We start from the raw sequence: 14,100 nt of genomic DNA on the forward strand, positions 1-14,100 counted from the left end.
TGTCCGGGCGCTTTGCGTCAGAAGGCGTTCTGCCAACCGTTGTAAAAGGGATGGTCGGGAAGGATGGGCAGGGCCACCGCGCTGTACGTCTTGGCCGACCAGTAGGCGGCTGTCGCGAAGTCGAGGCTTTGCCGCGCATCGCCGAGGGTCAGCGGCAATGGCGTCTTCTCGCAGATCGCCTTGTGGAAATCCTGCATCTGACCGGCAAAGCCGGAGGGCGGCGGCGTGAAACCGGCGAGCGCCTCATCGATCTTGCTGCCGATCGCCGCGTTGGCGGGCACGAAACGCCAGGGCGCCTTGTCGGCCGTGAAATCCGGGCGGCTGTCGGTCTCGATGGTCACATTCTCGAAGCACAGCCGCATGCGGCTCAAGGGTTCCACCGAGCCGAGCGTCGCCGATGTCGTGGCCAGCGCGCCGCATTCAAGCTCGACGCTGATGCTGGCGCAATCTTCGACCTCCACCCGGTTCACTCGCGTCGCCGTGCGCGCAAACAGCGATCGCACCGGGCCGAGCAGATAGAACATCAGGTCATTGGCATGGATGGCATGGTTCATCAAAATGCCGCCAAGCGCGCCGCTCCAGCTCCTGCGCCAGTCCTTTTCATAGTAGTCCGGGCCGCGCAGCCAGTGCACCTCGCAGGTCGCAACCAGCGGCTTGCCGGCAAGCCCCGAGGCGATGATGTGACGCGCCTTCTGGGCGCCATCATTGTAGCGATACTGCATGATCGGCATCACATGGCCGGAGGAGCGCGATTCGGCGTCGAGCAGTTCATCGATGTCGGCAAGCGATCCCACAAGCGGCTTCTCGCAGATGACGTGCTTGCCGGCCTGCAGGGCGGCGACGATCATCGTCTTGTGGGTTGCCGGCGGGGTGCAGATGTCGATCACGTCGATGTCGTCCATGCCGACGATCTCGAGGTAGTCCGTCGCAAGCCGCTCGATGCCGAATTCCGCGCCGTTTGCCTTCAGCAGCGCCTCGTCGAGATCACAGAGTGCCGCGACCTCGAAACGGTCGGTATTGGTGCGGTAGCCGTTTTGAATGTGGTTGCGGCCGATGCCGAGCCCGACAACCGCGACTTTCAGCGTTCTTGTCATTCACATGTCCTGATATGCGTCGTGCCGCATCCGGCTTTGATTGGCGTCTTTGTCGCCTTCGACTGGCCCCGGAAGGGCAAAGCCTGAAACGCGGCCGGCGCGAAAACACAGTGCCTGTCGGGATTGATGGCGGTCCTGGTAAGACGGGTCAAGATGAACTCTGCAATGGAATCAGACGATTTCAAAAAACTGTTACTAGCATAAACCGAAATCTCCGCGTGGCTACCGTTGCGGCAACAGCCGCCTCAATGGCCGGCGCGGGACAGAAAGCCTTCTACCATCGAACGGTAGCCGCCGCCAAAAAGGCGAAGATGCACGAGCGCCGGCCAGAGACTGTAGATCGCCTGCCGCTCGAGGTAGCCCGGCTCAAGTCGCGGATAAGCGGCGTAGAAGCCCTGATCGAGACTGCCGAACAGGTTGAGCATGGCGAGGTCGACTTCGGCATGGCCGTAATAGCAGGCCGGGTCGATGAAGGCCGTGACGCGCCCGGATGAGGCCATGACATTGCCCGACCACAAGTCGCCGTGAAGAAGGGCGGCGGGCGGCGCGTCCGGCAGATGGGTGGCGAGATTGCCGGCAAGTCGCTCGACCCGCCGGGCGAGGTCGGCGGGAATGTCGCCGATATTGTTCAACAGCCTGCGGTCGCGCCAGAAAGCGATCCAGGAAGAGGTCCGGTCGTTTTTGATCGCGACCGTGCCGAAGGCATAGTCGTGATCGAAGCCGTATTGCTCGCCCGTTGCCGCGTGAAGCTTTGAAAGCGATCGGCCGAGGTCGGCCTGGGCGCCGGCAAAGCCGCTTCGTCCCTCGACCCTGGTGATGATCAGGACGCGCTCGTTGGCGGCGACCACCTCCGGCGCCGGCGCGCCTGTCGCGGCGATCAGGCGCAGCATCTCGCCCTCGACCGCGGGCGCCGGGCCGCCCTTGACGACGAATTGCCTTCCGTCCTCCGTCTCCGCGAGCATCAACGCCGAAAGGTCGCCCGAGGCGAATTGGGAAAGCGTGACGCGGCGGGCGCCGATGAGGTTCGCTATCACATCCTGAAGATCATTCATCGCGAAAGCCGTAAGTTGAGATCTGCAATGCCGGCCGGCACTGGACGCAGGCGGCGATCCTCGCATACAACGCTGAGACGGCCGGGCCTTCGGAGGCTACGGCAAAACAGGTTCGGAGTGCAAGTTTTGGCAATTGAAGACGTTCAGACGCGACCGCGCGACCCGCAAGCGGCGCAGGAGGCGATCGCGCTGCTCAGGGAGCGTTTCGGCGACAAGGTGCAGACGGGCGAGGCCTTCCGCGCCCAGCATGCCCATACCACGACCTACCTGCCGCCGCAGCTGCCGGACGCGGTGTTCTTTGCCGAGAGTTCCGAGGATGTGAAGGCGGCGGTGAAGCTTTGCGCGGAATACAAGGTGCCGGTCATTCCCTTCGGCACGGGCTCTTCGCTCGAGGGCCAGGTGAATGCGCCCGAAGGCGGCATCTCCATCGACCTGTCGCGCATGAACCGTGTGCTCGAGGTCAATGCGGAAGATCTCGACTGTCGCGTTGAGCCGGGCGTCACCCGCGAGGAATTGAACGACTATCTGCGTGATACCGGCCTGTTCTTCCCGATCGATCCCGGGGCCAACGCCTCGCTCGGCGGCATGGCGTCAACGCGCGCTTCCGGCACCAATGCGGTGCGCTACGGCACGATGAAGGACGTGGTGCTGGCGCTGACCGTGGTGACCGCCGACGGCGAGGAAATCACCACCGGGCGGCGCGCGCGCAAATCGTCCGCCGGCTATGACCTCACGCGGCTTTTCGTCGGGGCGGAAGGCACGCTCGGCATCATCACCTCGATCACGCTGAAGCTCGCCGGCATTCCCGAAAAGATCGCCGGCGGGGTTTCTTCCTTCGAGACGCTGGAAGAGGCTTGCAATGCGGTGATCATGACGATCCAGATGGGCATTCCCGTCGCCCGGATCGAGCTTCTCGACGCGCTCCAGGTCAGGGCCTGCAACGCCTATTCCGGGCTCGATTTTCCCGAGGCGCCGCTGCTGCTTCTGGAGTTCCACGGCAGCGAGGAGGCCGTTGCCATGCAGTCGGCGCAGTTCGCCGAGATCGCGGCCGAATGCGGCGGCTCGGAATTCGTGTGGACCGCCAATGCCGAGGAACGGACGAAGCTGTGGAAGGCGCGTCACGGCGCCTATTGGGCCGGCAGGGCGCTTGCCCCCGAGCTCGACGGTCTGTCGACGGATGTCTGCGTGCCGATCTCGCGGCTTGCCGATTGCGTGCGCGAGACCCAGGAAGACGTGAAGCGCGAGGGCATTCTGGCGCCCGTTGTGGGCCATGCGGGAGACGGCAATTTTCATCTCCTCGTCCTGTTCGACAAGAACAATCCGGAAGAGATCGCCCGCGTCGAGGCCTTCACCACGCGGCTTGCCGAACGGGCCATCGCCATGGGCGGAACGGCGACGGGCGAGCACGGCGTCGGCCAGGGCAAGAAGAGGGTCGTCGCTGACGAGATCGGTACGGCGGTTGCCGCCATGCGCGCGATCAAAGAGGCGCTCGATCCGGACAATATCTTCAACCCGGGCAAGATTTTCTGAAGGACGAAACACGCCAAAACTGTCTTTGTGCGGGAAGCCGAACTGGCCTGCATTTGCGCACCGTGATAGGTTCGCAGCAACGAGGCGCCGGGTGAGACGGGGCGTCTGAGATTGAGAGCGGTATCGGCGCCGCGGGCCTCCGCCCGACTGCGCCGGGGCTGGCCGGGCGAATGACGTAAGGGAACCGCGAGATTGCTGGGACGAATACTTGTTTTCATCGGGGCTCTGCTGGTTCTTCTGCTGTCTGCGGCGCTGGTCGTTCCCTATTTCGTCGACTGGAGCAGCTTCCGTCAGGAATTCGAGGTTCAGGCCGGCCGGGCGCTCGGCAAGAAGGTCGAGGTAGTCGGCGATGTCGATGTCCGGGTTCTGCCGTTTCCCGCAATCACCATGCATGACGTCAGGGTCGGGCGAGATGCTTCGGGCGCGCCGCTGGCAACGGCCGATGCCTTTTCCATGGATGCGGAGCTTGCGCCTTTCCTCAGCGGCGAAATCCGCATCTTCAAGATGCTGCTGGAGCATCCGGTCCTCAACCTGACGCTTGACGAGACCGGCGCGCTGTCGTGGACGGCGACCGGCAGCGCGCCGCTCTCTGTCCGGCGGGTGGTGTTCGAGGACGTGGAAATCAGAGACGGCGAAATCCGCCTGGCCGATCATGCCGGCGACCGGCTGCGCACGGTGTCCGATATTGACGCCATGCTCTCGGCCAACGCAATCGAGGGCCCGTGGCGGATGGAGGGCAATGCCGTGCTCGACGGGCATGCCGGCGCCTTCAGCATCCTCACCGGCCGGCCGGATCCGGAAACGGCAACGATGCGTTTGAGGCTTTCGGCCGATCCTGCCGAATGGCCGGTTTCAGCAGCGCTTGAGGGCGATGTCGCGCTTGAGGACGGAAAGCCGGTCTATGCCGGCGGTTTCCGCCTCGCCGTCACCCAGGAAGACGCGCAGGACGTGCCGCCGCCGCGCGCCAGCGGCCAGTTCGAACTGACCAATGAATCGATCTCCATTTCCGAATACCGGCTTGAGATCGGCACGCGCGTCGATCCCTATGTGATCTCGGGCGAGGCCAATTTCGATACGCGCCCGGGCGGCAGCTTCCTTCTGACGGCGGACGGCCAGCAGTTCAATGTCGAGCGGCTTTCCGACTACGACACCAATCTCAAGAAGGGCAGGGTGGCGACGCCGAACGCGCGCGAGCGGCTCGACATGCTGGTCGGTTTCCTGCAGCAGGTGCCGATCCCGCAATTGCCGGGCACGGTGACCTTCCGTCTGCCGGCGCTGGTTTCCGGCGACACCACGATCCGCTCGATCGTTCTCGACGCGGCGCCGGACGGCGACGGCTGGCGGATCGAGGACGGTTCGGCCGAACTGCCGGGCCGCACCCAGGTGGAGGCCGCGGGCCGGCTTTCGCTCGGGGAGGAGGCGTCGTTCACCGGTTCGCTGCTCGTCGCCTCGCGTCAGCCCTCGGGCCTTTCGCAATGGCTGACCGGCAGCGTCAGCGCCGAGATCCGCGCGCTCGATCGCGCCGGCTTCTCGGCCGATGTCGATCTGGCGGACGGAAGCCAGATCTTCGAAAACCTGCAGATCGTTGCCGGCGACGCCGTGCTCGATGGCGCCATGTCGCGCCGGTCGAATGGTGCGGCGACGCCTGAACTCGATCTTGACCTTTCCGGCAATGTCATCGATTTCAATGCTTTGCGGGCGCTGGCGGGACTGATGGTCGGCGAGAATATCGACAGCGGCCTGAGCCGCCACCGCATTCGCGCATCGCTGAGGGCCGGCGCGGTCAATGCCTTCGATCTGAACGCAGCGCTTGTCGACACGGCGTTCGTTTACCAGTCCGGCGCGCTTTCCGTTGATCATCTGGAGATCGGCGACCTTGCGGGCGCGGCGATCACGCTTTCCGGGCAGGCCCGGACGGATCGCGACCTGCCGTCAGGCTCCGGGCGTCTGACATTTTCCGCAGAGGATATCTCCGGCTTCGTCGCCACGCTCCAGAAGCGGTTCGGCGCGCATCCGTTCCTGACCATGCTGGCGGAAAACGCCGTCTGGTACCGGAACGCCGAAGCCGAGGCCGATCTCGCCTTCGGACAGGATGGCACGGCCATTTCCGCGGTCTTTTCGGGCAGCGCCAATGGCAGCCGCATCTCCGGTTCATGGCGGCGCGACGCCGTTCTGGGACCGGGCGGGGTGAGCGGGCAGGTGCAGCTTTCCAACCCGGATGCGGCGATCGTCTTCGGCCAGGCCGGTCTTGCGCCGCTGCCCATTCCGGCGCCTGCGGGCGCGCAGCTCTCTCTGTCATTTGAGCGGTCTGAGGGGGAGGGACCGGTCGCAGTCGGCCTCAGGGCGGCAAGCGGCGAAACCCGGTTTACCGCCTCGGGCGAGGCGAGCCTTGAAGCCGGAGATTTCCTGGCCGGCCGCTATTCCCTCTCGCTCGCAAGCCCCGATCTGGAGCCCTATCTTGCCATGAATGCCTTTGCCGTGCCGGGAACCGCCTTCGGCGTGCCGCTCTCGGTCAAGGCGAACCTCGACGTCACCCCGGAGCAGTTCGCGCTCTCCGCCATCGAGGGCGATCTCGATGGCAATGGCGTGACGGGCCGTCTGGCGCTCAGGCGCGGTGAACCCGTCGCCCGGCTTGACGGGGCGCTCTCCCTCGACCGTCTCGATCTTGCCTGGCTGATGGAAGCGGTGTTCGGCCCGAATTTCGTCCTGGGGCCGGAGGGGTTGCCGGATACGCCCTTCGGGACCGCCTATTTCGGCACGGCCGAGGCCGATATCGACGTTCAGGCCGCGGCCTTTGACGCCGGCCTGCCGGAACCGGTGACCGGCATGAGCGGCACGGTGGGCTTCCGCGGCGGCGGGCTGACGGTGACGGGCCTTGCCGGACGGCTCTTCGACGGAACGCTTTCGGGCGACCTGCAACTCGGCAATTCGGGCGGCGACGGTTATTTCCAGGCGCAGCTCAACCTCGCCGATGCTGCCCTGCCGGAGACGCTGTGGAAGGCTGGCGATAGGCCGGTTGCCAGCGGTCGGTTTGATCTCGGCCTCGTGGTCGAAACGACGGCCGACACGGCGGTCGGGTTGATGGCTGATGCAAGCGGCTCCGGCATGCTGACGCTGAAATCGCCCGTCATTGCGGGGCTGGATCTCGCCGTCACCGATCCGCTGCTCGCCTGGGCCGATTCGCAGGGCACCGAGGTTACCAATGCGGCGATCGAGGACGAAATGCGGTCGTTGATCTTTGGCGACGGCAGCTTTGCCGCAGGCGATATCGCCATTCCCTTCAGCATCACCGACGGCGTGCTTCAGGCCCGCAATGTCTTCGTCGACCTGCCGGAAGCGCGGGTCTACGGCGCGCTGCGAACCGACCTAGCCGAACGCGACCTGGAAGCCTCGGTCGATGTGGCGCTGAAACTCGGCGAAGCGAGCGAGGAGGGGGCAAGCGCCGGCTTCACCATCGGGTTCAACGGGACGCTTTCCGATCCGGTTCGCAGCCTCGATCTGACAGAGGTGAACAACTTCCTCGCTCTCAGAGCGGTCGAGCGCGAACGCGCGCGCGTGGAGCGGCTGCAGGCCGATATTCTGGAAAAGCAGCGCCTCAGGCGCGAGGCGACGCTTTACGAATTCCGTGCGGAACAGCGGGCGCTGGAGCGCCGCCAGCGCGAGGAGGCCGAGCGCCTGCGCCGCGAGGAGGAGGAACGTCGCCGGCGTGAGGCCGAAGACGCGACCGCCGGCGACCAGGCCGCAATTCCCGTTCCGACGCCCGCCGAGGGTGGCGGGTCTTCCCGGACCGGCACGCAGCAGCCTGAAGAGCCGAGCGACTGGGACAGGCTGATCGAATCGGTGATCCGCGGCGCCGAGGAGCAGCGCGGCGTCGAAGCGCCGCTTCCCTGAGAAGCCTCGAGCGCCTCCGCTTTTCTCCGGGGGGATCGCCAAAGCGCTTTCTCTCTGTTCGTGCGCGTTTGCGGACGGAGAACCGGTATCCACTTTTCCTGAAAATGTTCTAAAAATAGCCCGTTTTCAAACCCATATGTGCTGTTACTGGACTGAAGCGCGATTTGTATTTATGGAAGAGCCGGCTTTGCAGGAGACAGGACATTGAAACGCAGGGTTCTACTCGTCATCGGCTGGATCATGGTTGCGCTGGGCGTTATCGGCGTGTTCTTGCCGATCATGCCGACGGTGCCGTTCCTGATTGTTGCCGCCGCGGCCTTTGCGCGATCCTCGCCGGAGCTTGAAGCCCGGCTGATGAACCATCCCCGCTACGGCGCCCATCTTCGCCAGTGGCGCCACGAAGGCGCGATCGCCACCCCCGCCAAGATCCTGGCGGTAACAGCGATGGGGGTGAGCTTTCTGTCCGTGCTCTATTTCGCCTCGGCTTTCCTCTGGCTGCAGCTTGCCGTCGGCCTGGTTCTGTTGAGTTGCGCCGCTTTCGTCGTCACCCGTCCGGCGCCTGTCGCCGTGCGCGCGGACCGCTGAGGTCCGCAGGCCGGCTCCGCTTTCCGGGCTTCTTCAGCGTGATTGCGCGGTCTTCAACAGCGGCGCGTTGGACCAGTCCGGCTTGCTGATGCTCTGTCGCGGCGGCGATGACCGGTTCTCGATCCGGGCGAGCACGGCGCGGGCGAGTTCCCGGCCTGCCTGACTGAAATCCTCGCTCATGGCGATGATCTCAGGACTGATCCAGTTAAGAAAGTCCGCCGGTTGCTTGGCGACGAGATCGACATCCTCCCCAAGCTTCAGGCCGCGCGCCCTGAGTGCGGCCATGATCGGGACGGCGCTGCTGCCGGAACAGGCGATAACCCCGTCGGGCGGCGTTGATGAAGACAGCGCCGCCAGCACGCCGTTGCGGATTTCCGACAGCGATGAATCGGTGCTGACGGAGGTCAGCGGCGTTTCCTGCAGGCCGAAACGGCTGAGGCCGCGCTCGAAGCCGGCGCGGAAATAGCGATAATAGGTGAGGTGGCTCGGCGGCTGCAGGCAGACGATGCGGCGGCGTCCGCGCTCCGCAAGCCTTTCCACAGCGTCCATCGCATAGGCGTCGTTGTCGAAGTCGTGAAAGGGGTAGTCATGGTCGCTCTCCGTGCGGCCGTGCGCGGCAAAGGGCATGCCGCGCTCGCGCATCAGGGCGATGCGCGGGTCCTCCGGGGCGATGCGCGAGATGATCACGCCATCGGCGGAACCGGTGTCGAGAATGTAGCGGATCGGCGCCATCGGATCGTGATGGATCGGCTGCGGCATCAGCACCAGATGATAGGGCGTGTCCGACAGGACGTCCGATATGCCGAATATCATCTGGCCGGACATACCCATGATCTCTTCCTCCATGCTGAGGACGAGCGCGATCACATTGGTCTTGCCTGTGCGAAGCCTGACGCCGGCGCGGTTCGGCATGTAGCCGAGCTGCTTGGCGACGAGGCGAACGCGCTCCTTGGTGTGCTCGGCGATATCCGGCGCGTCCTTCAGCGCGCGGGAGACCGTCGTCACGCCGAGTCCGGTCATGTAGGCAATGGTCTTCAGTGTCGGGCGCGCATTGCTTGTCTCGCGCGATCTTCCGGTCGTGGGCTTCATCGACGTCTTTCATCTCCCGCGTCGCGCGTGCCACGCGATCGCACGGGCCCTGCGGCCCGTCTCCTCCCTGCTGACGGAGCGTATCGGACAACAGGACGGATCCGGCCTGAAATGCAACGATACGCTGATTCTCGCTGGCAACGCCAATCCTGCGCGCATTCTTGTCGTTTTTGAGCGTCCTCGCCCGCCCTGCATCCGGATCTGGCGGAGCCTCCCTCCCGACGCCCCTCCGTAGCGCCGGTCAAGCCGGCCCTGCTTGGCGCCTGCCGGTTGTCAGCAGTCTAGCGCGAGAATTGCTGTAACGATACAGAAAAATAGCTGTCGCGTGTTAGGCAGACTATTTAAGGCCGGGATACATGCGCGTGGAACTGTCGGTTGCCAGGATGTTGCGGATGCGAACAAGCTTGACGTGTGTTGCAGAAAAATCAATATTAACGTAACAAAAACAGAACTTTAAACTAAAGCTGCAATGCAGAATATTGAGGTATATCGGATCTGCGCCTTAGGTCGAAAGTAGTAGTTTGACAAAAAACGGAACAAAAAGGTTGCGCCTTATTTGGCTTTCGCATACCTTTTTCCGGCAACGTTTCAGTTGGGAGGACAGTATGAAACATGCAATTCTCACCGCCGCTCTGGCAGCCGGCGTAGCCATGCCTGTCGCAGCCGGCGCGACCGACCTTGAGGTAACCCACTGGTGGACATCGGGCGGCGAGGCTGCGGCCGTGAAGGTGCTGGCTGACAATTTCAACGAAACCGGAAACAACTGGGTGGACAGCGCCATCGCCGGTTCCGGTTCGACCGCCAACCCGATCATCATCAGCCGCATTCTCGGCGGCAATCCCATGGGCGCGACCCAGATGAACACCGGCCGCGACGCCGAGGAACTGATCAAGGCCGGCCTGATGCTGGACCTGACGGATCTCGCCGAGAAGGAAAACTGGCGCGAGAAGATCCGTCCCGCCAAGCTGCTTGAGGCGTGCGAATATGACGGCCGTATCTATTGCGTGCCGATCAATATCCATTCCTGGCAGTGGATGTGGTTGAACCGCCACGTGTTCGAGGACAACGGCATTCCGGTGCCGACCAACTGGCAGGAACTGGTCGATGCGGCGCCGGCGCTGCAGGAAGCCGGCGTCATTCCGCTCGCCACGGGCCAGCCCTGGCAGGTCGACGGCATCCGCAACGTGATGCAGGTCGCCATCGGCGGCGTCGACAATTATCTCGCCGTCAACGGCGACAAGGATCCCGACGCCGTGATGAGCGACGAGAATCGCGCCATCTGGGAAGCATTCGCCCAGGCGCGCGACATGGTCGACGACGCCTATTCCGGTCGCGACTGGAATGTCGCCACCAATATGGTGATCCAGGGCGATGCGGCCGCGCAGATCATGGGCGACTGGGCGCAGGGCGAATTCGCCCAGGCGGGCCAGGAGGCCGGCGTCGATTATGATTGCCTTCCCGGGCTCGGCAACAACCCGGTGCTCGATACGGGCGGCGATGCCTTCTATTTCCCCAAGACGAACGACGAAGAGATCACGGCGGCCCAGCTCGAGCTGGCCTCCATGCTGGTTTCGCCGGAAACCCAGGTCGAGTTCAACCTCGTCAAGGGCTCGCTTCCGGTGCGCGGCGATGTCGATCTCGAAGCCGCCAATGCCTGCATGAAGAAGGGTCTCGAAATCCTCGCCAATCCGGACAACGTCCTGCCGTCGACCGAGCAATTGCTCGATTCCGATACGCAGGGCCAGATCACGGACCTTGCGCTGGAGTTCTTCTCCTCCGACATGACGGTCGACGAGGCGCTCGAACAGCAGCAGTCGATCATCGAACAGGCCATGTAAGCCTCGGCCGAACAGGGAAGGGGCGGGCTCAGCTCTGACGGGCTCTGCCCCTTCGCCTGCCGGTCCCATGCCAATCTGTGAGGGGAGCTGCAATGGCTGCTGTTGCTCGCCGTCCGTTCGGTCTGTTCAAGAATCTGAACGCCAAGATCGCGGCAATCCCGATGATGCTGACCGCCGTGGTCATCTTCATCGGCTGCACCGCCTGGACGGTTATCTATTCATTCACCGACTCGCGGCTTCTGCCGAGCGAGAATTTCGTGGGCCTTGCCCAGTATGACCGCCTGTTCGACACGACCCGCTGGAATGTGGCGATCGTCAACCTCCTGATCTATGGCGGTTTGAGCCTCGTCTTTTCCTTTGTCGTCGGCTTTCTTCTGGCGACGCTGCTCGACCAGAAAATCCGCTTCGAGAACACCTTCCGCACGATCTTTCTCTATCCCTTCGCGCTCTCCTTCATCGTCACCGGCCTCGTCTGGCAATGGATCCTCGATCCCGGCCTCGGCGTGCCGAAGTTTCTCGATGATCTTGGCCTGCCCGGAGGCGATTTCGCCATGCTCGGCAACAAGAGCACGGTCATCTATGCGCTGGTGATCGCGGGGCTCTGGCAGGGAACGGGGCTTGTCATGGTGCTGATGCTGGCGGGCCTGCGCGGCATCGACGGAGAAATCTGGAAAGCGGCCAAGGTCGACGGCATTCCTGCCTGGCGGACCTATCTCTTCATCGTCATTCCGATGATGCGCGGCGTGTTCGTGACCACGCTCGTCATTGTCGCCTCGGGCATCGTGCGCGTCTACGACCTCGTCGTCGCCATGACGCAGGGGGGGCCTGGATTCGCCTCGGAAGTGCCCGCCAAATATGTCTACGACCTGATGTTCCAGCGCGGCAATATCGGCCAGGGGCTCGCCGCCTCGACCGTGATGCTGGTCACCGTCTTCATCATCCTCGTGCCCTGGGCGCTGATGGAATTCAGAGACAAGAAGAAATGAGGTGGGGATGATGAGTGCAGTTGCTTCCAATGAACCGTCGGGCCCGCGCCCCAGGCGCCGCTTCGCGCCGTCGCGGATCATTCTCTATTCCATCCTGTTCGTCGCCGCAGTCTATTATCTCATTCCGCTTTACGTGATGGTGGTGACGTCGCTGAAAGGCATGCCGGAAATCCGCATGGGCAATATCTTCGCGCCGCCCGTCGAAATCACCTTCGAACCCTGGGTCAAGGCGTGGAGCCAGGCCTGCACCGGGCTCTACTGCGAAGGCATCCGCGTCGGCTTCTGGAATTCGGTCAAGATCACCGTTCCGGGTATCATCGTCTCGATCGCGGTCGCCTCGGTCAACGGCTATGCGCTGGCGAACTGGCGCTTCAAGGGCTCGGAATTCTTCTTCACGGTGCTGCTCTTCGGCGCCTTCATTCCCTACCAGGTGATGCTCTATCCGCTGGTGATCATCCTGCGCGAACTGCACATGTTCTCGACGCTTCCGGGCATCGTGCTGGTCCATACCATTTTCGGCATGCCGATCCTGACGCTCCTGTTCCGCAACTATTTCGCCTCTTTGCCGGAGGAGCTGTTCAAGGCGGCGCGCGTCGATGGCGCCGGCTTCTGGCAGATCTTCTTCCGCATCATGCTGCCGATGTCGCTGCCGATCTTCGTCGTCGGCATGATCATCCAGACGACCGGCATCTGGAACGACTTCCTCTTCGGCGTGATCTTCGCCGGCCAGCAGAACTATCCGATGACGGTGCAGCTCAACAACATCGTCAATGCGGTGCAGGGGGTCAAGGAATACAACGTCAACATGGCGGCAACGCTTCTGACCGGCCTCGTTCCGCTGGCCGTCTATTTCGTTTCCGGACCGCTGTTCGTGCGCGGCATCGCCGCCGGCGCGGTGAAAGGGTGAATGATGACTACGAGTGTTTCAATCAAGGATCTCTCGCTCTCCTTCGGCGCCGTCGACGTGCTGAAAAATCTCGATCTCGATATCCAGGACGGCGAGTTCCTGGTGCTTCTCGGTTCGTCGGGGTGCGGCAAGTCGACGCTTCTGAACTGCATCGCCGGGCTTCTGGACGTTACCGCCGGGCAGATTTTCATCAAGGACAGGAACGTGACCTGGCTCGAACCGAAGGATCGCGGCATCGGCATGGTGTTCCAGTCCTATGCGCTCTATCCGCAGATGACGGTGGAGAAGAACCTGTCCTTCGGACTGCAGGTTGCCAAGGTCTCCAAGGCTGAGATCGAAAAGCGCGTCAAGCGGGCTTCCGAAATTCTGCAGATCGAACCGCTTCTGAAGCGCAAGCCCGCCGAGCTTTCGGGCGGCCAGCGCCAGCGCGTCGCCATCGGCCGCGCGCTTGTGCGCGATGTCGATGTCTTCCTGTTCGACGAGCCCCTGTCCAATCTCGACGCAAAGCTGAGGTCGGAGTTGCGCGTCGAGATCAAGCGCCTGCACCAGTCGCTCGAAAACACGATGGTCTATGTGACCCATGACCAGATCGAGGCGATGACGCTTGCCGACCGGATCGCGATCATGCGCGGCGGCGTCATCCAGCAGCTCGACGAGCCGACGACGATCTACAACCGCCCGGTCAACCGTTACGTCGCAGGCTTCATCGGCTCGCCCTCGATGAACTTCCTTGGCGGGGAACTGGCGGAAAAGGACGGGAAGACGATCTTCCGGTCCAATGGCGTCGACTTTGCCCTCGAGGGTTATGACGGCAACGGCCCTCTGCCGTCGTCGGGCAAGGTCACGCTCGGCGTCAGGCCGGAACATGTGATGGTCGATGACGAGATCCAGGCCGGCCAGGAGGTGCATGAGGCCGTGGTCGATCTCGAGGAGCCGATGGGCGCGGACAATCTCCTGTGGCTGAAACATGCCGGCCATCTGTTCACGGTGCGCGTCGGCGGCAACAAGCGCTACAAGCCGGGACAGCAGATCAGGCTCGCCTTCGCCATGGAACTGGCATCGCTGTTCGACGCGGAAACGGAGCTCAGGCTCTGATGCAATTGGAAAGTCCCGGCTTTCCCTTTCGGG

General features: G+C 63.3%; 10 protein-coding genes. 7 read left to right on the plus strand and 3 right to left on the minus strand.

Annotated elements, in window-relative coordinates; translation table 11 throughout:
- Positions 1–17 precede the first annotated feature (17 nt).
- Both JET14_RS07185 and JET14_RS07190 read right to left on the minus strand, forming a co-directional pair.
- Complete coding sequence (locus JET14_RS07185; RefSeq protein WP_200337419.1) at positions 18–1,094, minus strand: Gfo/Idh/MocA family protein; 1,077 nt, start codon at positions 1,092–1,094, stop codon at positions 18–20.
- A 245-nt stretch (positions 1,095–1,339) separates the two neighbouring features.
- Positions 1,340–2,146, minus strand: a complete 807-nt coding sequence (locus JET14_RS07190) for a fructosamine kinase family protein (protein ID WP_200337420.1) — start codon at positions 2,144–2,146, stop codon at positions 1,340–1,342.
- A 126-nt stretch (positions 2,147–2,272) separates the two neighbouring features.
- On the opposite strand from JET14_RS07190, the gene JET14_RS07195 reads away from it, so the two are divergent.
- The 3 genes from JET14_RS07195 (at position 2,273) to JET14_RS07205 (ending at position 8,152) form a co-directional block, all read left to right on the plus strand.
- Positions 2,273–3,676, plus strand: a complete 1,404-nt coding sequence (locus tag JET14_RS07195; RefSeq protein WP_200337421.1) for an FAD-binding oxidoreductase — start codon at positions 2,273–2,275, stop codon at positions 3,674–3,676.
- A gap of 192 nt (positions 3,677–3,868) precedes the next feature.
- Positions 3,869–7,567 (plus strand): AsmA family protein, encoded by a 3,699-nt coding sequence (locus JET14_RS07200; RefSeq protein WP_200337422.1) that lies wholly within the window; start codon positions 3,869–3,871, stop codon positions 7,565–7,567.
- Positions 7,568–7,771: 204 nt separating this feature from the next.
- Positions 7,772–8,152, plus strand: coding sequence for a YbaN family protein (locus JET14_RS07205; protein WP_024708041.1), 381 nt, complete (start codon positions 7,772–7,774; stop codon positions 8,150–8,152).
- Positions 8,153–8,185: 33 nt separating this feature from the next.
- On the opposite strand, the gene JET14_RS07210 is transcribed toward JET14_RS07205, so the two are convergent.
- On the minus strand, positions 8,186–9,241 hold the full coding sequence (locus JET14_RS07210; protein ID WP_200337423.1) for a LacI family transcriptional regulator: 1,056 nt from the start codon (positions 9,239–9,241) through the stop codon (positions 8,186–8,188).
- A 605-nt stretch (positions 9,242–9,846) separates the two neighbouring features.
- Between JET14_RS07210 and JET14_RS07215 the strand changes: the two genes are divergently transcribed.
- The 4 genes from JET14_RS07215 (at position 9,847) to JET14_RS07230 (ending at position 14,067) form a co-directional block, all read left to right on the plus strand.
- Entirely contained in the window at positions 9,847–11,079 is a 1,233-nt protein-coding gene (locus tag JET14_RS07215; RefSeq protein ID WP_200337424.1) for an ABC transporter substrate-binding protein, read from the plus strand.
- A 92-nt stretch (positions 11,080–11,171) separates the two neighbouring features.
- Positions 11,172–12,065 (plus strand): carbohydrate ABC transporter permease, encoded by an 894-nt coding sequence (locus tag JET14_RS07220; RefSeq protein ID WP_200337425.1) that lies wholly within the window; start codon positions 11,172–11,174, stop codon positions 12,063–12,065.
- A gap of 10 nt (positions 12,066–12,075) precedes the next feature.
- Positions 12,076–12,972 (plus strand): carbohydrate ABC transporter permease, encoded by an 897-nt coding sequence (locus JET14_RS07225; RefSeq protein ID WP_024708036.1) that lies wholly within the window; start codon positions 12,076–12,078, stop codon positions 12,970–12,972.
- A gap of 3 nt (positions 12,973–12,975) precedes the next feature.
- Positions 12,976–14,067, plus strand: a complete 1,092-nt coding sequence (locus JET14_RS07230; RefSeq protein ID WP_200338013.1) for an ABC transporter ATP-binding protein — start codon at positions 12,976–12,978, stop codon at positions 14,065–14,067.
- Positions 14,068–14,100 lie beyond the last annotated feature (33 nt).

This window comes from Martelella lutilitoris, assembly GCF_016598595.1.
Lineage (GTDB): Bacteria > Pseudomonadota > Alphaproteobacteria > Rhizobiales > Rhizobiaceae > Martelella > Martelella lutilitoris_A.